Annotated in this window: 15 protein-coding genes; 11 read left to right on the forward strand and 4 right to left on the reverse strand. The window is 43.0% G+C overall.

Annotated elements, in window-relative coordinates; all coding sequences use genetic code 11:
- Positions 1-34: 34 nt before the first annotated feature.
- The 3 genes from CEX98_RS05750 to CEX98_RS05760 all read right to left on the reverse strand — a co-directional run bounded on the left by CEX98_RS05750 (position 35) and on the right by CEX98_RS05760 (position 3,174).
- Positions 35-838: a DUF1338 domain-containing protein gene (locus CEX98_RS05750; RefSeq protein WP_099641155.1), complete on the reverse strand. Its 804-nt coding sequence runs from the start codon at positions 836-838 to the stop codon at positions 35-37.
- 74 nt (positions 839-912) lie between these two features.
- The gene (gene astA, locus CEX98_RS05755; protein WP_099641156.1) at positions 913-1,938 is read right to left on the reverse strand and encodes an arginine N-succinyltransferase; all 1,026 of its coding nucleotides are present in this window, start codon (positions 1,936-1,938) and stop codon (positions 913-915) included.
- Positions 1,939-1,968: 30 nt separating this feature from the next.
- Positions 1,969-3,174, reverse strand: coding sequence for an aspartate aminotransferase family protein (locus CEX98_RS05760; RefSeq protein ID WP_099641157.1), 1,206 nt, complete (start codon positions 3,172-3,174; stop codon positions 1,969-1,971).
- A gap of 184 nt (positions 3,175-3,358) precedes the next feature.
- On the opposite strand from CEX98_RS05760, the gene CEX98_RS05765 reads away from it, so the two are divergent.
- The gene (locus CEX98_RS05765; protein WP_099641158.1) at positions 3,359-3,787 is read left to right on the forward strand and encodes an Lrp/AsnC family transcriptional regulator; all 429 of its coding nucleotides are present in this window, start codon (positions 3,359-3,361) and stop codon (positions 3,785-3,787) included.
- 174 nt (positions 3,788-3,961) lie between these two features.
- On the opposite strand, the gene CEX98_RS05770 is transcribed toward CEX98_RS05765, so the two are convergent.
- Positions 3,962-5,863, reverse strand: coding sequence for a putative bifunctional diguanylate cyclase/phosphodiesterase (locus CEX98_RS05770; protein ID WP_099641159.1), 1,902 nt, complete (start codon positions 5,861-5,863; stop codon positions 3,962-3,964).
- 569 nt (positions 5,864-6,432) lie between these two features.
- On the opposite strand from CEX98_RS05770, the gene CEX98_RS05775 reads away from it, so the two are divergent.
- The 10 genes from CEX98_RS05775 (at position 6,433) to CEX98_RS05820 (ending at position 21,977) form a co-directional block, all read left to right on the forward strand.
- Positions 6,433-6,732: an isoamylase early set domain-containing protein gene (locus tag CEX98_RS05775; protein WP_099641160.1), complete on the forward strand. Its 300-nt coding sequence runs from the start codon at positions 6,433-6,435 to the stop codon at positions 6,730-6,732.
- Between the two features lie 8 nt (positions 6,733-6,740).
- Complete coding sequence (malQ, locus tag CEX98_RS05780) at positions 6,741-8,720, forward strand: 4-alpha-glucanotransferase (protein ID WP_099641161.1); 1,980 nt, start codon at positions 6,741-6,743, stop codon at positions 8,718-8,720.
- A complete protein-coding gene (gene glgB, locus CEX98_RS05785) occupies positions 8,721-10,961 on the forward strand; it encodes a 1,4-alpha-glucan branching protein GlgB (RefSeq protein WP_099641162.1) in 2,241 nt (746 codons plus the stop codon). It abuts the gene before it with no gap.
- On the forward strand, positions 10,955-13,006 hold the full coding sequence (gene glgX, locus CEX98_RS05790; protein WP_099641163.1) for a glycogen debranching protein GlgX: 2,052 nt from the start codon (positions 10,955-10,957) through the stop codon (positions 13,004-13,006). Before glgB ends, glgX begins: the two co-directional genes overlap by 7 nt.
- On the forward strand, positions 12,999-15,482 hold the full coding sequence (locus tag CEX98_RS05795) for a glycogen/starch/alpha-glucan phosphorylase (protein WP_099641164.1): 2,484 nt from the start codon (positions 12,999-13,001) through the stop codon (positions 15,480-15,482). The genes glgX and CEX98_RS05795 overlap by 8 nt, the downstream gene beginning before the upstream one ends.
- 36 nt (positions 15,483-15,518) lie before the next feature.
- Positions 15,519-16,793, forward strand: coding sequence for a glucose-1-phosphate adenylyltransferase (gene glgC / locus CEX98_RS05800; RefSeq protein WP_099641165.1), 1,275 nt, complete (start codon positions 15,519-15,521; stop codon positions 16,791-16,793).
- Between the two features lie 16 nt (positions 16,794-16,809).
- Positions 16,810-18,348, forward strand: coding sequence for a glycogen synthase (locus CEX98_RS05805; protein WP_099641166.1), 1,539 nt, complete (start codon positions 16,810-16,812; stop codon positions 18,346-18,348).
- Positions 18,349-18,596: 248 nt separating this feature from the next.
- Positions 18,597-19,814 carry an EAL and HDOD domain-containing protein gene (locus CEX98_RS05810; RefSeq protein ID WP_099641167.1) on the forward strand — a complete coding sequence of 406 codons (1,218 nt, stop codon included), beginning with the start codon at positions 18,597-18,599 and terminating at the stop codon, positions 19,812-19,814.
- Positions 19,814-20,911: a DUF418 domain-containing protein gene (locus CEX98_RS05815; protein ID WP_242441641.1), complete on the forward strand. Its 1,098-nt coding sequence runs from the start codon at positions 19,814-19,816 to the stop codon at positions 20,909-20,911. Before CEX98_RS05810 ends, CEX98_RS05815 begins: the two co-directional genes overlap by 1 nt.
- Entirely contained in the window at positions 20,904-21,977 is a 1,074-nt protein-coding gene (locus tag CEX98_RS05820) for an ABC transporter substrate-binding protein (RefSeq protein ID WP_099641169.1), read from the forward strand. Before CEX98_RS05815 ends, CEX98_RS05820 begins: the two co-directional genes overlap by 8 nt.
- Positions 21,978-21,994: the final 17 nt, after the last annotated feature.

A 21,994-nucleotide genomic window follows, 5' to 3' on the forward strand; every position in this document is an offset into this window, starting at 1 on the left:
GCAGAGTGCTTAGGCAAGCACTGATTTTTTGAGACTATCTTGCGTTAGTACTTTCAAAAATCTTGTCAGCAGAGGCTGCAACAAAACCAGTGTAGATTTCACCGTCTGGTTTTGCGTAGCGCAGTGCAAATTCATAAAAACAGCTTGGAATACTGAATTCACCGTCGCTGAACTTCACAGTTTGGTGATCGGCTAGTGTTGAAGATTGCTCAAGCAATACTTCTGGAGAGCCTTTGATCTCGCCGCCGGAGGTGTTTAACTCAAAACCATTGTCTTTAAGTGCTTGGTTTACGGCTTCAATAGTGGTGAAGTTTTTGAGGTAATTGATGCTTACCGTGAAGTGGTTAGCGCGGTAACCCCACGCTGACATCCAAGCTGCATATTCGCTTTCGGCCAGTAGCTTTTTGTATGTTTCGTGAGATACATTCCAGTGAGTACCTGAGTACAGGAAGTCTTCTGCGGTTACCGCTGAGGCATCGATTTGCTCAACCATTTCTTTAACGATGGTTTGTAGCTCTTCTGAACATTGCTCAACTAATAGCTCAGAGATAAATACTTTTGGCTTTGTTGGGTCTTGATGCTCAAAGTGCTTAGCGTATAGTTTCTTTGCTTCAAAGTGGTATTCACCGCACTCTTTATAACCAACCGCTTTAAAGTGTGCAGCAAGCTTTTCTAGACCTACTTTTTCAAGGTTAAAAGTACGCAATGCGATGTGGTCGTTGATCACGTCATCTTTTTGCGTTGAACCCAGTAATTCGTGAACTTTAACTGCAGACGGTGTTACTTCTAAATAGTTGTCCCACAGGTGTTCAAATAATGTATCTACGTTGTTGTGCATAATGGTTTCCTAATTTTTTGTCTTGGTGACAGTTTGTTAACGTTATACCAATTGGTATTAGCACGACATGAAATTTATAACTTAAATGCGCTTATTAACTCACCTTGAGTGACGTCTAGCGCTTTGGCAACTTCTGCAGTTAGCTGAATTTTTTCCTCAGCTTCGCAGAGGTATGCCTGATCGGTAAAGGTGGCTTTAAACGCCTCTAATCGACCATTAGAGATAGCAAGACTCGGCAGATTATTGGCTACAGAAGTGACTATTTCTACTTCACCTTTAAATGACTCTCTCACCGTTCGAATATTATCGAGTTTGGCTTCAACTGTTGGGCCTGCGTCAAATAAATCCACGTAGCCTCGGTGTTCAAACCCTTCTTTTTGTAATAAACGCAGAGCAGGCTTGGTTTTCTCGTGCACATGACCAATAACGGCTTGTGCTTCTGGACTTAGTAAATTTGCATAGATGGGATACTTGGGCATAAGTTCACAAATAAAAACTTTATCCCCGAGACCTACCAAGTGATCTGCTTGCGGAAACTCGATACTAAAAAAGTGCTCTTGTAACCATTGCCAAAATGGTGAATGACCATGTTCGTCGCTCACGCCACGCATTTCTGCAATAACGGTATCGCTGAAACGCTCTGCATGTTCAGCCATAAACAAAAAGCGGCTACGAGACAAAAAGCGACCAGCCAAACCTTGACGGCGACCTTCACGTAAAAATAAGGTGCAGATCTCAGAGCTGCCAGTATAGTCGTTACACATGGACAAAATATCAACCGTATTGTACACCCCGAGTGTTCTAGAATGATGTACGGTTTTGCCAAGGTGATAATGATATAGCGGCACAGACATGCCAACGGCGGCTTCTATTGCCGTGGTGCCAATGATTTCTCCCGATTGGGTGTCTTCAAGGACGAATAAATAGCCTTCGTCATAGGGTTTTTTGACTGACTTTGTAAAGCTATCAACTGAGCGATCAATTTTGTTTGACAACAGTTCGTCGTCGACCGGCAATGAGGTAAACCCATGACCGGATTCAATCGCAATCATTTTTAGTGCGTCAAAGTCAGTTTTTTGTATTGGTCTTAATACTAACATGGAAAAGAGGAGGCCTAAGCCCCCAGCTCCTTAGCCGTTTACTACTGCAGCAACTGCTTTTTCAAAGCGTGCTAGACCTTCTTGGATCTCTTCATCTGTGATCACAAGAGAAGGCGTGAAACGAACAACGTTAGTGCCTGCGACCAAAGACATTAAGCCGTGTTCTGCACTTGCCACTAGAAAATCACGGGCGCGGCCTTCGAATTTGTCGTTCAATACTGCACCAAGTAGCAGACCCTTACCACGTACTTCAGAGAATACCTTGTATTTGTCGTTGATGGCATTTAGACCATCTCTGAATAGCTGCTCTTTTGCTTTTACGCCAGCTAAAACCGCCTCTGTATTTACCGTGTCAAATGCAGCTTCCGCTACCGCGCACGCCAGCGGGTTACCACCGTATGTTGAGCCATGTGTGCCGACTTTAAGATGAGTTGCAATTTCAGTAGTTGTTAGCATTGCACCAATTGGGAAACCGCCGCCAAGTGCCTTTGCGCTAGTTAAAATATCAGGGGTCACACCTAAGCCCTGGTAAGCGTATAAATCGCCAGTACGGCCAACACCTGTTTGTACTTCATCAAAAATAAGTAGGGCATTGTGCTTGTCGCATAACTCGCGTACAGCTTGGACAAACTCTGCGTTTGGTGAAATGATCCCGCCTTCACCTTGAAGTGGTTCCATCATGACTGCACAGGTATTGTCTGAGATTGTTTTTTCAAATGCAGCTAAGTCGTTGTAATCTACATGCGTGATATCAGCAGGTTTTGGACCAAACCCATCTGAATAGGCAGCTTGACCACCCACGGTCACTGTGAAGAAAGTACGACCGTGGAAGCCTTTGTTAAATGCAATGATTTGAGACTTTTCTGCACCGAACTTATCTAATGCCCAGCGACGAGCAAGTTTAAGAGCTGCTTCGTTTGCTTCAGCGCCAGAGTTTGCGAAGTATACTTTGTCCGCAAATGTCGCATCGGTTAATTTCTTAGCTAGACGCAATGCCGGCTCATTTGTCATTACATTAGATAAATGCCAAATCTTCTCGCCTTGCTCTTTTAATGCTGAGACAAGCGCCGGGTGGCAATGGCCAAGACAGTTTACTGCGATACCACCTGCAAAATCGATGAACTCTTTACCTGTCTGATCCCAAACGCGAGAACCTTCACCTTTAACTGGAATAACGGCTGACGGGTTGTAGTTTGGAACCATGACTTCATCGAATAATTCGCGATTTGCTTGCATGACGCTTTCTCCTAAATTTTTATCATTGTGCGGTACTGCTGTAAGACAGAAGTTGTTCAAGGATTAATCTGCTTACAGTCAACTTGCTATTTATTCATTATTACGCGCTTTTATAATAATTTGCAGTGCAATAATTCACATATTTGATATCATTTATGTCAAATTAACATGGTTAAATTGCAAAATGATTAGTTTACAAGACGAAAAACTTATCGCACTGTTGCGAAATAATGCACGGGAGAGTATCTCCGAATTGGCTCGCAAATTAGATCTTTCAAGAACTACGGTACAAAATCGCATCGCAAAGTTAGAACAAAACGGCGTAATTAAGGGCTATCGTGTTGAGTTCGCAGAGCAATATATGGATGACTTGGTGTCTGCGCATGTCTCTATTAAGGTAAAGCAAAAGCTCACAACAAAGGCAAATTTAGCACTGCAACAATTGCCAAATGTCTCAGCACTGTATGCGATAAGTGGTGAGTATGATCTTATTGCCATTGTGGAGGCACAGAGCTTGGAGCAGTTAAGTCACCTGTTAGACGAAATTGGTAATCTAGAGGGAATTGAGCGAACTAATTCGTCGGTAATTTTAGAAACCAAATTTAAGCGCTAACTGCTTAGTGGAACTCACCCCAGCTCATTGCACAATGCACTTATTAATCAACGGCGTGGTAAGAGGAGAGATAGCGGCTTTATGAGGCTTTCTAACTTTGCTGCGGCTCACGTTTTTAACTACACCAAAACGCAGAGTTAAGGCAGTTGCTGTTCCACATCGCTTTTTTTTGGGTTATCCGACCTGCTCTGGTAACCAAATGCTGGTTCCAGTGGCGGCAATATGGTTAACGTTTCCTTTCAGTACTTTCGTCCCCACATTATTCGAGCTTTCAGGTCGGCTGACTAAATAACCTTGCACACAACTGATCCCAAGGTTTTTCACTAACTCAAACTGCTCGGTGTGCTCAACTCCCTCGGCAACTATTTTCAGCTCTAATTGTTGTCCAAGCTCACTAATAGAGTTAAGAATTTTACGGTATTTAGGATTGCTATTAGCTTGAGTAATAAATAGTTTGTCTATTTTGATAACATCAATGGGTAGGTCGGCAAGTGTGCTTAGTGAGCTAAAACCAGTGCCAAAGTCATCTATGGCAATACTGATCCCCGCATCTCTACATTGCTGTAATTGAGAGATGGTTTCTTTACTGGCTTTGATCAAGGTAGACTCGGTAATTTCTAACATTAAGGCGCTGGCAGGTAGTCCGGTTTTCTCAAGTGCATTATTCACCCACTCAAATACTTTTCGATGTTTTAATTGGATACCAGAGACATTCACTGAAATCTTTACTTTCTTCATTCCCGCATTATGCCAAGCGCACATTTGCCGACAAGACTCGAGTAAAATCCAATCACCAAGCTCAAGGATAAGATTAGACTCCTCCGCGATTGGAATAAACTCAGCTGGGGGGATTAGACCTTCTATTGGGTGATTCCAACGGATCAGTGCTTCAAAGTAATCAATGGCGCAGTCCTCAACGTGAACAATCGGCTGGAATGAAAGGTAAAAACTTTGTGCAGAGATGGCTAACCTTAACTCTTCAAGCAGATAATGGTAGCGCCGCATTTTTGAGCCCATTTCTGGAGAGTAAACTTTGAATATGCCACGGCCATCGGTTTTTGCTCTGTACATGGCAACATCTGCCATTTGCAATAAAGAGTTAGGGGTCGCTGCGCTATCGGGGTATACCGCAATGCCGATACTAGCGCCGATCTTGACCAACTTATTGCCCAGTAAAAAGTCACGCTCGATATCGCACAAGATAGACTGCGCGATGTCTGTACATAGTCCAGGGTCGCTTAGAGTTGGAATAAAAATTGAAAATTCATCGCCGCCGAGCCTTGAGAGGTTTTGCTCAAGCCCGTGAATAGGGTGGTAATCCTCAAGCCCATATTGGCGTACAACTTTTGACAGTCGAGCGGCAACTTGAATCAAGATTTCGTCACCAAAACTATGACCAAAAGAATCGTTTACTTGCTTAAAACCATCTAAATCAACAAATAATAATCCGCATTTTTGTTGGTTAAGCTCTGCTTGCTTTAACTTTGCTTCAATATGATCGATATAAGCGTGCCTATCGATCAGCTTGGTTAGTTTATCTTGAAAAATTTGCGACTCAGAGTGGCGTTTTACTCGAGCTACGTGGCTAGACAAATCGTGAATTGCATGACTCAGCTTTGCAAGAGAGGACTTATGGTGCAGCGGGGCACTGTCTACTTCAAGTCGGGTTAAAATCCCGCTGACATCATTATTTATCTCGCTAATATCTTCGTCTTGATCTCGATATCTGCGCTCAGATCTATAGAGATAAGTAATGATCACTAATAATGTGGCGACTGCGATTAAAGTAATAGGAGACGTAAATACAGCATACCATACGCTCATAACGTCAACGTATTTGTGGCCACCGAGCATAGACTCGACGGTAACATAAAGGTGGTTATCGCTAGTGGCGAAGCGTAAATCGTGAAGTAAAAACGCATACCAGGGGGTTACGGTTACACCAACAAGTTCAGTCACTGCGTGATTAGAAGCAAATAGCTCTAACACATGTGCTTTAAACGACAGATGCAACAAGATGACAACAAATAGTGTGCCCAGAAAAAGGGTACTTGTTAGTCTTATTGCATTGGGCATGTATAGCCTTCCTTACTTAGTCAACCTGAGACCGAAATCCTTTCTGTAGCGCAACCTGTTGCACGATGTCGCTGTAGAAAAATGTAGTCTGAAATTATAGTCACTAAATTAGTTTTTTACACACTTTAGCATTCAGTTGCAAATCTCATCGTGCAAAAGTACCAAAAATTTCACTTTGGTTTTGTAATTATATGAGCGGGATCAATTATTAGTTAAATTCACTTTACATGATAACACTTCTTAACTAGCTTTCTTGTGGACTTTGATGTGATTGGCTCAGTGATTGCAAGGACCTCATAGCAAACTGAAATCACTGCTTATCTGATTTTGATTGCGCCAACACGGTGCAAAATTGCACCAAACTAGTACTGTCATACAAACTCAATATTTGTTTGCTGTACTTAGGGCTGTTGATTTTTAAAGCGAACTTTTTGCAGACATGTTACTGCAATTTAAAGTCACTATACTCTCAATATGCTCGACATAAATCGTACACAGTTACCAGTCGTTTGCAGTATTAGCGTACGTCACTGTGAAATAAGGACTCACAAAAGGTAAACGGGGGTTATATGCTCACTAAACGGTTTTTCAAAACAAAAGACGAAGCAGAAGTTACATTTTCATTTTCTCACCCAGAAGCAAAAACAGTTGAACTTGCTGGAGATTTTAACGATTGGCAACCTCAGCCGATGAAATTTGTTAAAAAAGATAGCGCGTTTAAGCTCAAGCACCGTTTACCGACCGATAAAGACTACCACTTCAGATACTTGATAGACGGCGAAGTGTGGGACAACGATCATCAAGCTGATGACTATGTGCCGAATGGTTTTGGAGAAGACAACAGCGTAGTGTCTACTGTTCGAGCATAAGTCAGTTGATGGACAATATAGCGCAGCTTCTTTATCTCTATGGTATTGGCTATGAGTACCATAAATACACAGGTGATCACGTAGTTTTTGATCATAAAACTCGGCTTCAGGCTTTAACGGCGTGCGGCATTAATGTCGATGATCCAAACGAAGTGGCTAGGCTTAATTTTGAACTGGATATTGCCAAATGGCTCACACCGTTTGAAGCGATCACTTTGGTCGAACAAGACGCGCCAAGCCTGCTGCTCAGAGTGAAAGACGGGCAAAAAATCCAAACGTTGTCTGTCAATATTCCAACACTTGACTATCGCTGCAATTGTGATGTGAACAACATGACGATTGTGGGAGATTATATTTATCAAAACCAGCGTTACGTGCAACTGGCGGTGCCCATTTCGCCTATTGAGGTAGGTTATCACTGCGCGCAGGTGGCGCTAAATGGTGAGCAATTCGACACTGAATTATGGGTCACTCCTGCACATTGTTTTGACCCAATTGAGTGTAACAACAAATTGTTAGGCCTGTCTATCCAGCTTTACTCATTGAAACCGAGTAGTAATAAGCCAAGTGCTGACTTTTTTGAGTTAAGGGAGCTGGTTGAAGTAAGTGCAGCGGAGGGAATAGACTATATTTTATTGAACCCGCTTCATTTGTTGTTTCTGGATGAACCAGAGAAGGCAAGTCCATATAGTCCAAATGATCGACGCTTGCTCCATCCGTTTTATATTTCTATCGAATTATTATGCGAGCAGTTTGAACTCGATAGTGCCTTGTTCTTTGCACATTTTAGTGCCAATACAAACACTGAAGGCCGTTGCTACCTAAATATGAGCCACTGTTTAACCAGTAAAGTGAATGCGTTAAAAGTGGCATGGCGAATACTAAATGAGGGTAAGGGCTCGTGGCGAGAAGCTTTCGAACAGTTTTGCTGCAATAAACAACAAGAACTGGCGCTGTTTGAAGGCGATGAATTTAGCCAATTTTTACAGTGGATTGCGTTTGAACAATTGACTCAATGCCAAACTACAGCGCTGCGCTTGGGAATGGCTATTGGCCTTATCAATGATTTAGCCGTCGGCTGTGCCGATGGGTCGAGTGAATACCAGAACAATAGAGATCTGTACGCTGAATACGCGCGAGTTGGTGCACCGCCTGATCCTTGGGCTGAACATGGCCAAAACTGGGGGTTACCAGCTTTGGATCCGGTAAAACTAAAAGCCCAGCAGTTTCGCTTTTTTAAACAGCTAATCCAAGCCAATATTACCGGTGTCGGTGGGCTAAGAATTGATCATGTAATGGGGTTGAGACGACTCTGGTGGTGTCTGATTAATGACCAGCAGCAAACAGGGTGTTACGTATATTATCCGTTCGAACACTTATTGGCGATCCTGAAAATTGAGTCCGTCCTACATAACGTGATGATAATAGGTGAAGATCTCGGTGTTGTGCCGGTTGAAATGAAAAGCGCCATGTCCCAATCTCATATTTATAGCAATATCTTGTTTTATTTCGAAAAAGATTATCATGGTCAGTTTTTGGCACCGGCAGATTATAAATGCCATGCATTATTGATGGTTGCAAACCATGATGTGCCACCGTTTTTTGGCTGGTGGCAGCACGATGATTTACAGCTAAAATACGAATACCAATTACTCAATAAAGAGCAATTAGATAAGGCTCATAAAGAACGAACAGTTGAACGTGACAAATTGTGCCATTGGCTTGCACAACATGGCTCAGTCTCTGTCACTCGAGAATGTGATGCACAGGCTGTGTATGGCGCACTGATAGACGTACTTGCAAATGCTCCCGCAAAAATGCTTACCCTCCAATTTGATGATTTAGACCAACAGCGACTGCCGGTTAATATTCCTGGTACCGACAAAGAATATCCGAATTGGAGACGGCAACTTAATCACACATCACAGGAAATTATTGCACAGTCACGTCAGTTGATCCGCGATGCAGTAACTAGCAGGAATTTATAGATGAATACAAGACCCAACCTTGAAGATGCACAAAACCATAAGTACGACAGTCAACTAGCTGCGCTGGAAGCGGCAAAATGTCGCGATCCGTTTGCGTTTTTAGGGCTACATCAACTCAATGAAAAGCAATCCGTGGTGCGTTGTTTTTTGCCGGGGGCAAAGCAAGTTAGAGTAGTAACTGAGCAAGAACAGTTGACACTTTCTCGATTTCGCCAAAGTGATTTGTTTACTCTGACAGTAGCGAGCAATGAAATTAATAGCGGGTACTTGTTAGAGGTAGATTACCCTGAGCAAAGCATTACTACGAGAGACACGTACACATTTGCTAGTTGTTTGCCTGATGACGCCTTATATTTATTTAATGAAGGAACTCAGGCGCAAGCCTACTTACACTTAGGGGCGCATCAAATGGAGCTGGATGGTGTGACAGGGTTTCGTTTTGGGGTTTGGGCACCAAATGCGCTGTCGGTTTCGGTGATTGGTGAGTTTAATCACTGGAGCGCCACACAACATCCGATGCGACTGCACCCTGCAAGCGGCGTATGGGAACTTTTTATTCCGGCTTTAGAAGTCGACCGCTGCTATAAATTTGCTATTACTACCTTTGATGGTGAGCGCATCGAAAAGGCGGATCCATTCGCGTTTAAAATGGAACAAGCTCCGGGCACTGCGAGTATTACGCAGGCAAGACCAGACGCACTTCTCTTGGACCAAGTAGCACAGCAAAATAAATTAATACGCAATAGAGTGGATGCACCAATTAGTATTTATGAGGTGCATCTAGGGTCGTGGAAACGCCGAGAGCAAGAAGGCAATCGTTATCTCACTTACCGCGAATTGGCAGATGACCTTATTCCTTATATTAAATCTTTAGGCTTTACGCATCTGCAATTAATGCCAATTAGTGAATATCCTTTCGACGGTTCATGGGGATATCAGCCTGTTGGCCTTTTTTCGCCAACCAGTCGATTCGGTGGTGTTGAGGATTTTGCATATTTCGTCGCCCGTTGCCATCGTGAAGAAATTGGCTTGCTGATTGATTGGGTGCCAGGGCATTTTCCATCCGACCCTCATGGTTTGCATAAATTTGACGGCACCCACCTGTATGAACACGCTGATAAGCGGCAAGGGTTTCACCCAGATTGGAATACCTACATTTACAACTATGATAGGGCAGAGATAAAAAGCTTTCTGTTATCTAATGCGATGTACTGGATTAAGGAATACGCGATTGATGGCTTGAGAGTTGATGCCGTAGCATCGATGCTGTATTTGGATTATAGCCGCAAACAGGGCGAATGGATCCCCAATCAGTATGGCGGCCGCGAAAATTTAGGTGCGATTGAGTGCCTGAAATCGGTTAATACACAGTGTTATGGTGAGGACTCTGGGATCATGATGGTTGCTGAAGAATCAACGGCATGGCCCGGGGTTACGCGCAGTGTTGAACACGATGGCCTAGGATTCGGCTATAAATGGAATATGGGATGGATGAACGACACGCTTAATTACATGTCCAAAGATCCCATCCACCGTAAATATCACCATCATGAAATGACCTTTTCAATGGTGTATGCCTATTCTGAAAACTATATTTTGCCACTGAGCCACGACGAAGTGGTCCATGGTAAGGGATCGCTGCTCAGCAAAATGCCGGGGGATGACTGGCAACAGTTTGCAAACTTACGCGCATATTATGGTTTTATGTTTGCACACCCTGGTAAAAAGTTACTCTTTATGGGCGCTGAGCTCGCCCCTCGAGAAGAGTGGGATCATAATCAACAACTCAATTGGCAGTTGCTTGAAAGCGAGGCTCATAAAGGGGTATTTGAATGTGTTAAAGCATTAAACTCCACCTACAAAACAACACCCCAACTGTTCCAGTGTGATACGAAATCGACGGGATTTAACTGGATTGATGGAGGTAACGCTGAGCAAAGTATTTTTAGTTTTGTTCGTTACGGCAATGACGGCGTAACGCCGCTTGTGGTGGTGGCTAACTTTACTCCGCAAACGCATTTTCATTTCCGGTTGGGGGTGCCTACGTCTGGTGTTTATCAAGTGATTTTAAATACCGATGACAAGGCATTCTGGGGCAGTGGTGTTGGGGTCGTTGCCCATAAGCAACAGTTGGTTGAGTCTAAAGAGATAGCAAGTCATGGTCTAGAACATAGTATAGATATTACTGTGCCGCCGCTGGCCACTGTCTATCTACAGCTCATTTCTGGTGGCTCATGCTAACGAGTTATCGCGGTAATCCTCATTTGCTCGGCGCAACCGTGTCAGATAAAGGCGTAAACTTTTGCGTTTATGCTCCAAAAGCAAAACGCGTAAACCTGTGCTTATTTGATAAAAGCGGTCATAGCGAGGTTAATCGCTTGGGCATGTTTCGCCATGAAGGTGGAACCTGGTCGCTATTTATTGAAGGTGCTAAGGCGGGAGACCTTTATGGCTACCGAGTCGACGGTGATTATAACGCTGAGAAAGGATTACTGTTTAATTCAAATAAGCTGCTATTAGACCCTTATTGTAAAGATTTTTTTGGTGAATTTACTTGGAGTGAAAGGCATTTTTGCCATTTGCCTGTTGGCCATTTAAATCCGTCAGACAACGCCTGTGATATGCCTAAGAGCAAAGTGACAGCGATTGAAAAATATCAAGGAACGCGTCCGAATATCCCTTGGAATAAAACGGTAATTTATGAATGTCATGTAAAAGGGGCAACGATGCGCCATCCCGACGTTCCAAGTAAATATCAAGGTAAATATTTAGGCATTGCTGAACCTGTTTTTATCGATCACTTGAAGCATATAGGTGTAACTGCTGTCGAGTTATTGCCAGTGCACGCTTTTATAAATGAGCAATTTCTAACCACCAAGGGCTTAAAAAACTATTGGGGGTACAATACATTAAATTTTTTCACCCCACATAAAAGTTACCTCGTCAATGACGATATTAACGAATTTAAAGTCATGGTAGAGCGGCTTCATCAAGCTGGCATTGAAGTGATTTTAGATGTGGTGTTTAACCATACCGCAGAGGGCGGGATCGATGGGCCTACCATAAGCTTTAAAGGGTTTGATAATCTTACCTATTACAGCACGTTACCAAGCAAGCCACACGTTTATATCAATGATACAGGTTGTGGTAATACCATGAATATTTCCAACCCTACAGTACTTAGGTTAGTACTGGATAGTTTGCGATACTGGGTTGAATATATGGGAGTTGACGGTTTTCGGTTTGACTTGGCAACCATTTTAGCAAGACAGGCGTCAGGCTTTTCTAACCAACATGCATTCTTACAAGCCATACATCAAGACCCCATCCTCAGCAAAGTAAAGTTGATTGCTGAGCCTTGGGATATTGGCCCAGGAGGCTACCAATTAGGGCAGTTTCCCTCTCCGTGGCGAGAGTGGAACGATAAATATAGAGATACAGTGAGGCGTTTTTGGCGAGGTGACGAAGGCGTACTGCCAGAGCTTGCAATGCGGATCCATGGTTCTAGTGACCTATTTGAGCATAACCTCAGAGGGCCGTTAAACTCGATTAATTTTATCACCAGTCATGATGGTTTTTCGCTGTTTGATTGGACAGCCTACGAACAAAAGCATAACGAAGCAAATGGCGAAGCTAACCGCGATGGGCACAGTGAAAACTATTCATTGAATTGTGGTGTAGAAGGATTTAGTGCCGATCCACAAATTAATGAACTCCGTCTTAGCATGCAGAAAAATGCATTACTCACTTTGTTTTTGTCTAAGGGGGTGCCGATGATCTCGGCTGGTACTGAGATGGCTCATACACAAAATGGCAATAACAATGCTTACTGTCAGGATAATTGCACAAGTTGGTTAGCTTGGAAAAACCATCAGCAACATCACCCTCTTACCTTCTTTATTCAAGATTTATTAGCGCTTCGTCGGCAATTTGCTGCATTTTCCCACTTGTTTTATGTGCACGATAGTGACAGCCGATTTGCAGTGAACTGGTTTAACGAACAAGCCAAACCGCTATCACCTGAACAATGGCGTGAACCGGGTCGAAAGTGGCTTAGTTACACTATTACCGATCAGCAGCTCGGGCAAAGTTTACTTATTATTTTGAACGCCAGTGATAATGCTTTGCAAATAAAGTTGCCATTTAGTGCGTTTTCTAGCCATTGGCAGCAGGCAATCAGTACTGCGGTTGAACCGCAAAAACCCGAACTAGATTCTTACTTACAGGTTCCAGCTAAGTCAGCATGGATATTTACATCAATCAAAGGGGATGAAAAGCATGGCTAATAAAAGTGCGCCAGTATGCGTCGTGAAACATTGGCAAGATGCACCAAAGATAGATGAAGACACCTTGAGCGACGATTTAACGCGTCACTTCTATTATACCTTAGGTCGTGACAAAGTGGGTGAGTCTCGACTTTACCTCTACCATGCCCTAGCGCTGACCATCCGCGATCGCATGGTGGCCCGTTGCAGAGCGACAAAAGAGCATATAAAAAGTAAAAAAACGCGTAAAGCAGCTTATCTGTCCCTCGAGTTTTTAATGGGGCGTGCACTGTCTAATGCTGTATTAAACCTAGATTTAGAAGATCAAGTTCAAGCTGCTTTACAAGAGTATTGTACTGAGCTTGAAGAAGTCGCGCAGGCTGAGCATGATGCTGGTTTAGGTAATGGTGGTTTAGGTCGCCTGGCTGCATGCTTTTTAGATAGCTGTGCTTCGCTCGCGCTTCCAGTGGTTGGCTATGGCTTGCGATATGAGTTTGGCATGTTTAACCAAACCTGTGAGCAAGGTCATCAAATTGAACAACCAGACAACTGGTTGCGCGAAGGCCACCCTTGGGAACTTGCAGCACCAGAGCAAGCAAGGAGAGTTAAATTTTTTGGTCATGTCGAAATACATACCGACAAAGATGGCAGACAACATCATGAGTGGCTTGATACACAGGATGTGTTAGCGGTTCCGTATGATGTTCCTGTGCCTGGATACCGTAATGGGGTAGTTAACACATTAAGGTTGTGGAAATCTGAAGCTACCGATGAATTTGATTTAAGCGAATTTAATGCTGGTAGTTACTCAGAGGCGGTGGCCAAAAAGAACCTTGCCGAGCAAATTACTATGGTGTTGTACCCTAATGACGCCAGTGAGAATGGCAAAGAACTAAGGCTGAGACAACAGTACTTTTTATCCAGTGCCAGCTTACAAGATGTGATCGCAACTTGGGTCGAGCAATATGGCCCTGATTTTAGCGATTTTGCTGATTTTCATGTTTTCCAACTTAATGATACCCACCCAAGTATTGCCGTCGCTGAGCTCATGCGTATTTTGCTCGATGACTATGAACTGGAGTGGGATGAGTCGTGGAAAATCACCACCTCGACCATGGCATATACCAACCATACCTTACTGCCAGAAGCATTAGAGCGTTGGTCGGTGAGTTTGTTTGAACGGTTACTGCCAAGACTGTTAGAAATAATTTACGAGATTAATGCCCGCTTTTTATCCGAAGTCGCACTCAAATGGCCGGGGGATGTAGAAAAACAACGAGCATTATCTTTGATTGAAGAATCAGAACATCCTCAAGTGCGCATGGCCTACCTTGCGATAGTGGGTAGTTATTCGGTAAATGGGGTCGCAGCATTGCATACCGAACTACTAAAAGCCGGGCTATTCAATGATTTTTATCAGTTATGTCCAGAGAAGTTCAATAACAAAACCAACGGGGTAACACCAAGACGCTGGCTGTCTCATTGCAACCCTGAACTGGCAACCTTAATCACCGATAAAATTGGTGATGGATGGCAAGCTGACTTTGCAAAAATTAGTGAGTTGCGTCGCTTCTATGACAATCACGCGTTTCAGAAGCAGTGGCTGGCGGTAAAGCAGAGCAACAAACAACGTTTAGCTACATTGGTTGCACAAGAATGTGAGGTTGAGTTTGACCCGAATATGATGTTTGACGTCCAAGTGAAGCGTATACATGAGTATAAACGTCAATTGCTCAATGTGCTGCATGTGATTCACTTATACGACCGGATCTGCCGTGGTGATACCTCTGATCTGGTTCCACGCTGTGTGCTCTTTGGTGGAAAGGCGGCCCCAGGCTATTACATGGCGAAGAAGATCATTAAATTAATTAATAATGTTGCCAATGTTATTAATAACGATCCCGCAGCTAAGCCTTACCTTAGAGTTGCTTTTTTGCCTAATTACAATGTCTCTAAGATGGAAGTGATCTGTCCTGCTACCGATCTCTCTGAGCAGATTTCTACGGCGGGTAAAGAAGCATCCGGTACGGGGAATATGAAGTTTATGATGAATGGCGCTATTACCATAGGTACGTTAGATGGCGCCAACATAGAGATACGAGAGTGTGTCGGTGCAGACAACTTCTATTTATTTGGTGTAACGGCTGAGCAGGCCCAAGAAGTCCGAGCCCACTACCAACCCTTAAAAGTGATAGAGAGTAATAATGACCTAAAACGGGTTATGGCGTTACTTGAAAGTGGGCACTTTAACCTGTTTGAGCCTAATATCTTTGATGATGTTATTAATTCTATAAAGAGCAGTAACGATCCTTGGCTAGTTGCACAGGACTTTCCTTCCTATGTGGAAAGCCAAGAGCATGCAGCTCAAGCATACAAAGATAAGGAACATTGGTTGCGTATGAGTATTCTCAATACGGCAGCGAGTGGCAAGTTTTCTAGTGACAGAACAATTCAAGATTACAGCGATGATATTTGGCGCTTAAGTCCAATGCAGTAGTCACCGCAACAAAAGTTATTATGGAGAGAAGAAATAATGCCTAATTATGCGAATCGTTATATTAGTACCCTCACTCGAGAAACATATGCTTTAATACTTGCGGGTGGACGTGGTTCGCGCCTTCACGAACTGACCAATTGGCGAGCAAAGCCTGCGGTATATTTTGGCGGTAAACATCGAATTATTGATTTTCCGTTATCTAACTGTATTAACTCTGGGATCCGCCGAGTTGGAATTGCCACACAGTATAAGTCACACTCGTTGATCCGCCATGTTAACCGTGCATGGGGTCACTTTAAGAAAGAGCTAGGCGAATCGGTAGAAATTCTGCCGGCGTCACAGCGTTATGGTGATGAGTGGTATTGTGGTACAGCGGATGCCGTATTCCAGAATATGGATATTATTCGCCATGAGTTACCTAAGTATGTAATGATCTTGTCAGGAGATCATGTCTACCGAATGGACTATGGTGGTTTATTAGCAAAACACGTTGAAACCGGTGCTGATATGACCGTATGTTGTATCGAAGTACCTTGTGAAGAGGCGGCAAAAACATTTGGCGTGATGACAGTTGACGAAAGTAATCGGGTGCGTCGTTTTGATGAAAAACCAGTAGACCCAACCTCTATTCCAGGTAAACCTGGAGTGTGCCTTGCGTCTATGGGGAACTACGTATTTAACACTGAGTTCTTATTCGAGCAACTGAAAAAAGATGCCGAGCGTGAAGGGTCTGGTCGTGATTTTGGTCACGATATTATCCCGTCCATTATAGAAGAGCATAATGTATTTGCTTATCCATTTAGCGATCCTTCTTATGGTGGTCAGCCTTATTGGCGCGATGTAGGTACGCTTGATTCTTTTTGGGAAGCGAATATGGAGTTGGTTTCTCCTGAGCCACAACTGGACTTATACGACCCACAATGGCCAATTTGGACCTATCAAGAACAATTACCACCCGCTAAGTTCATCTTTGACGACGAAGACCGACGCGGTATGGCCGTTGACTCTACGGTTTCCGGTGGTTGTATCATTTCGGGTTCTAAAGTAAAACGCTCTTTGTTGTTCTCTAATGTTCATGTTCACTCGTATTGTGATATTGAAGGTGCCGTGGTTTTACCAGGTGTTAAAATAGGCCGTAACTGTAAAATTAAAAATGCAATTATCGACCGTAGCTGTCACATTCCTGAAGGGATGACAATTGGTTATGATAATGAGCAAGACAAGGCGAATGGCTTTAGAGTGTCTAATAAAGGGATTGTATTGGTAACCCGAGACATGTTGGCAGAGATTTCAGGTAAAAATAATAACTGATCCATGTAGAGGTAATATGCATGTAATTTTAGTGGCGGCCGAGAATGATCGGCTGCCAAATTGTAAAGTGGGGGGCATTGCGGATGTGATCCGTGATATTCCTTACGCTTTAGCGCAACTAGGTATACAAGTGTCGGTGGTCACCCCAGATTATGGTCAAACCGCGTTAAATAGGGATTTTGTTGCGGATATTGCTGTACCGTTTCGTCAGCACCTTGAAACCGCGACTTTATGGTCGGTTGAAAGATCCCACAAGGTCACTCAATATGTGATTTCACATTCACTATTTAGCGAGCACCATGGGGCTATCTACTGTAATGATCCGCATCAACCTTTTGCTACTGATGCCAATCGCTTCGCATTCTTTAGCGCAGCAGTGGCCGAGCTAATAGAGCATGATTTGATAGCGGATATCGACGTTGTGCATTTACACGATTGGCATGCAGCGGTCGTTGCAGTGCTACGTCAATTTAGCCCGAGATTTAAACGCTTAAAAGGGTTAAAAACCGTTTACACAGTACATAACCTAGCCCTTCAAGGCGTGCGTCCATTCAATCATGATATGTCTAGTCTTGAGTCTTGGTTTCCAACGCTCACTTATGATGGTTTAAGCATTTGTGACCCAAAATATCCTCATTGCTTTAATCCTATGCGTGCGGCAATTACTCTTTCAGATAAAGTGCACGTTGTTTCACCTAATTATGCTAAGGAAGTGATGCTCCCAAGCCACCCAGAGCTTGGCTTTTTTGGTGGTGAAGGATTGGAAGGCGATATGCAGCACGCGTCACATGAAGGGCGTTTGGCCGGTATTCTCAATGGCTGCGTTTATGACGATGTTGGTGAAGGAAGTGCCAAACCAAGTTTTTCTGAGTATCTGTCGCTCGCAGAGCAAAGCGTATTTGAGTGGATGGCTAAGTCCAATCAAATTCTGTCGCGCTACTATATTGCGCATCAACGTATACTGGCTTGGAGAAGCGAAGAGTTTACAGGTAAGCTCATCACCAGTGTTGGACGACTGACAGATCAAAAAGCATTAATTTTAAGACAGCCAACACAGTCTGGCATTGTCCTCGATAGCATTGCTCAGTTAGCAAATCAGCGTGGCGCAAAAATTATCATTGTAGGCTCTGGTGACCCTTACTTAGAACAATTGTTTACTGAAGTCATGGCCCGGCATACTAATGTCTTGTTCTTAAATGGTTATGGTAAAGAGATAGGAGAGCTGCTGTATCTTATCGGTGATCTGTTTTTGATGCCGAGTTCCTTTGAGCCTTGTGGGATTAGTCAAATGCTTGCGATGCGTGCAGGACAACCTTGTATTGTCCACAAGGTTGGAGGACTCGCCGACACTGTGAAGCATAATGAAACTGGGTATTGCTTTGAAGGTGAAACACTAGCAGAGCAAGGGAGTCAGTTTATTGCGATTTTTGAACTAGCGCTGGCAGATTTATACGATGATGTCAGTCAGTATAACGGGCTGTGCCAACAGGCGCAGCTGGAGCGTTTTGACTGGAATTGTGTTGCTCAAAAATACATCGAAAAATTATATAGATAGTTAGCAGGTTTAGGTTACCTACTCGAATCGATAATAAGCTGGAACAAATTTTAAACAATTAACTAGGCCAAAGGTATCAAAAGATAGCTTTGGCCTTTCTTTTTTATCAATTTGCATTATCTTTTAAGCTAATATTTTAATTCTTAATAGCTTAGGTTGATTTTCTTTATCATCACAAAGGGTTAAAATCTAAAAAAATACCAAACCAAAAGTGCGATTGATTACTTTGGGTACAAAGGAGTTTTTGTTTGAAGGTTTTTGTGGCCCGCCAAGCCATATTTAATCGTAAAAAACAAGTTGTTGCATACGAATTGTTGTTTCGCGATGGTGTAAAAAATAGTTTTCCAAATATTGCAGATGATGCAGCGACAGCCAAGCTGATAATGAATAATCAACTTAATCTCGGCATGCGTAATCTCACTTCAGGAAAGAAAGCGCTAATTAATATTGGGCCGGATTCGCTACGTCAGGATTTATGTGAGTTTCTTCCTGCAAATGATGTGATCTTGGAATTGCTTGAAACAATTCCGCCTACTAAGCAAAATTACGAGCGGATCAGAGGGCTATTTCATAGTAACTTCAGGCTTGCTCTTGATGATTTTCAGTATTCAAAGGAGTGGGATCCGTTTTTAAAATTGATCCGTCTAATTAAGTTTGATGTTATGGAAAACCCACTGGATACCATAGTTCCAGTGGTTGATATGATAAAGGAAAGAAAAAATATCAAACTACTAGCTGAAAAAGTAGAAACGGAAGAAGAGTTTGAGTTAGCCAAAAAAATGGGCTTTCAATTCTTCCAAGGGTACTTTTTTGCTAAGCCAAAAATGATCGAGCATAAAGACATCACAATTAACTACGTGATTGTGATGCTTATTTATGAAGAGGCTTTGAAACCTAATATGAGCATTGCACGTTTAGCACAGTTGTTTGCTCAAGATACTGCGCTTGCATATAAGCTATTAAGGCTAATCAACTCTGGGGTTTTCCCGATTAAAAGCCGCATTGAGTCCTTAAAGCAAGCGCTGGTTTATTTAGGTAACGAGCGGGTGAAAAAGTTTGTAAACTTGATTATGACAGCGCATGTGGCCGAGGGTAAACCTACAGAGTTAACGCGTCTCTCTATTGTGCGTTCTCGCTTTTGCGAGCTGATCGCACAGCAAATATCGCCAGGCCTTGCTAACATGAGCTTTATGACCGGGCTGTTTTCTTTACTTGATGCCATCTTAGATCAGCCCATGGAGCAAGTCGTGAATAAGCTTCCTTTTCCTGAACAACTCCACGATGCGCTCATAGGCAAACCTAATACCTTGTACTATATTTTAAACATTGTTAAAGCGTACGAGTCTGGAAGCTGGTGGACGTTACAAGATGCCTGTAGTTATTTGAATTATAAAGACGAAAACCTTCCCGATTTTCATGCTGCTGCGATAAACTGGGCCGACATGTATAGAAATCGTGTATATTAATGAATAGAATCGTCGCAATGGATGCGATCCGAGGCTTCGCGTTACTTGGATTGTTGTCTATGAACTTAGTGCATATGGCAAATTTCGAGTTAGGCTATGTACCAGCAAACCCAGCTCATCACTTAGACTCATTTTTTGCTTTAGTAAATAGCATCTTCTTTGATGGTCGGTTTAGATCGCTGTTCGCAATACTATTTGGTGCCGCACTGTGTATTCAAGTCGCAAATGCTGGGTCTCCGCATCAAGCTAAAGAACGACTGAAATGGTTATTGGTTTTCGGGGTATTGCACGGCATTTTGATTTGGCCCGGCGATATCTTGTTTAATTATGCACTCAGTGGTTTTGTGGCACTTAAATTTATTGATGCCAGTAAAGAAAAACTCACGCGATATATGGCTGGATTTCTACTGGCGCCATCGGCTCTACTTAGCCTTTTGTTATTGATTGAGCCTGAAGCATCAATCGACAGGAGTACAAATACCTATTTTGAGTTTCTGCAGCAACTCCCTACAAGTTACCTTGAGCTCGTGGCCCGTAATGGCTTATTTTTTGTGATCATGAGTTTGCTTATTCCCTTTATTACGCTTTGGTATACCGCTGGGTTAATGTTACTTGGCATACGTTTGTTTCGAAGCGGCATGTTCGAATTGGATAAACCCGAGCCAACACATAAGATCAACCTGTTTGCTGTTATCGCAATTATGTTGTCGTTTCTAGGGGTTGTCATTGAACGCAAAACGGGGATAGAGTTTTTTGAGGGGATCGATTGGTTGTTAGCTATTCCGATTGGGCTCTTTTATATTGTGGTGCTAAAAGCTGGCATGCGGGCAAGCGCGCAGCAATTGAGTATTTTGCAAAATGTAGGACGCCTTGCGCTTACATTATATCTTAGCCAGTCCATTGTATTTGTCAGTTACTTTCAATTTATTCATCCCGACGCCATTAGTAGCTGGAATAGAGTAGATTACTTCGCAGCATTTGCAATAGCGACTATAATTCAGGTAGTCGTTGCCAATGGTTATTTTAAGGTTTTTAAGCAAGGCCCATTTGAAAAATTACTTAAGACGTTAACTGTCCGAAGAGCTGCTTATGATTAAAAACATCCTAGTTTTGGTGTTGCTATGGATGATATGTTTTAGTGCTACTGCAACGCAGTCAATGCATGTGTTGTTTGTAAATCCATCAGTACCTGGGGAGCCATTTTGGCAACGCGTACAAGGGATAACAGAAGCTGCTGCTAAACAGCTCAATGTTCGCCTTGATGTAATCTATGGTGAAGGTAATCGGATCATTCAGTTGGCCGAATTAAAAAAGTATCTTAACTATCGAGCTACTCCCGATTACGTTATTCTTATTAATTACCCAGGTGGTGCCGAAGAAAGCCTTAGACTACTCGAAAAGTACGGGATCAATCATATTACCCTAGAGCAGACAATATCTGGTCCTGAAAAGCGAGCGATTGGCTCACCGAAGCAAATTTACAAACATTGGCTAGGAGAGTTGCATCACGACAATGCGCAAGCAGGGTATGAATTAGCAAAGCAGCTTTACCTACAAGCGAAAGCGCAGGGTCATGATACGGTTTACCCTGTGGCTATTAACGGTCATTATGGCACCGAGTCCGATATCAGAAGTGACGGTGCCAAACGCTTCTTTGACGAAGTTGGAGTAACTTTACAGCAAACGGTCTATGCCGGTTGGTCCAAAGAGCAAGCTTTTGAAAAAACAAAAAAACTCTTGATCCGCTATCCAAAAACCAACTTAATTTGGTGTGCATCTGATCTGATGGCAATGGGAGCGATCACTGCTGTGAAAGAGAATACTCAGCATGTTGTTTTTGGAGGATTTGATTGGCTGGCTGATACATTCGAGCTAATTGAACATAATAAAATGCAAGCGTCAGTGGGCGGTCACTTTATGATGGGCGGTTGGGCGTTGGTTTCGTTATATGATCATTTCCATGGTCATCCTTTTTGGCAAAAGCATAATGAACTGGCTTTTGATCTGACCGTTATAACCCAGCAAAACCTAGCTGACTATAAATGGATTAAAGCCGCTAAAAACTGGCATTCAATTGACTATAAAGCGATGAGTCTACGAGGAAAACCGGATGAATCGTATTATTTTTCGCCTGAACTGTTGAGAAAAAGCCGGCAAAAGTAGAAATGCGGTAGTGTAAA

It is taken from the genome of Pseudoalteromonas piscicida, from assembly GCF_002744175.1.
In the GTDB taxonomy this organism is placed as follows: domain Bacteria; phylum Pseudomonadota; class Gammaproteobacteria; order Enterobacterales; family Alteromonadaceae; genus Pseudoalteromonas; species Pseudoalteromonas piscicida_B.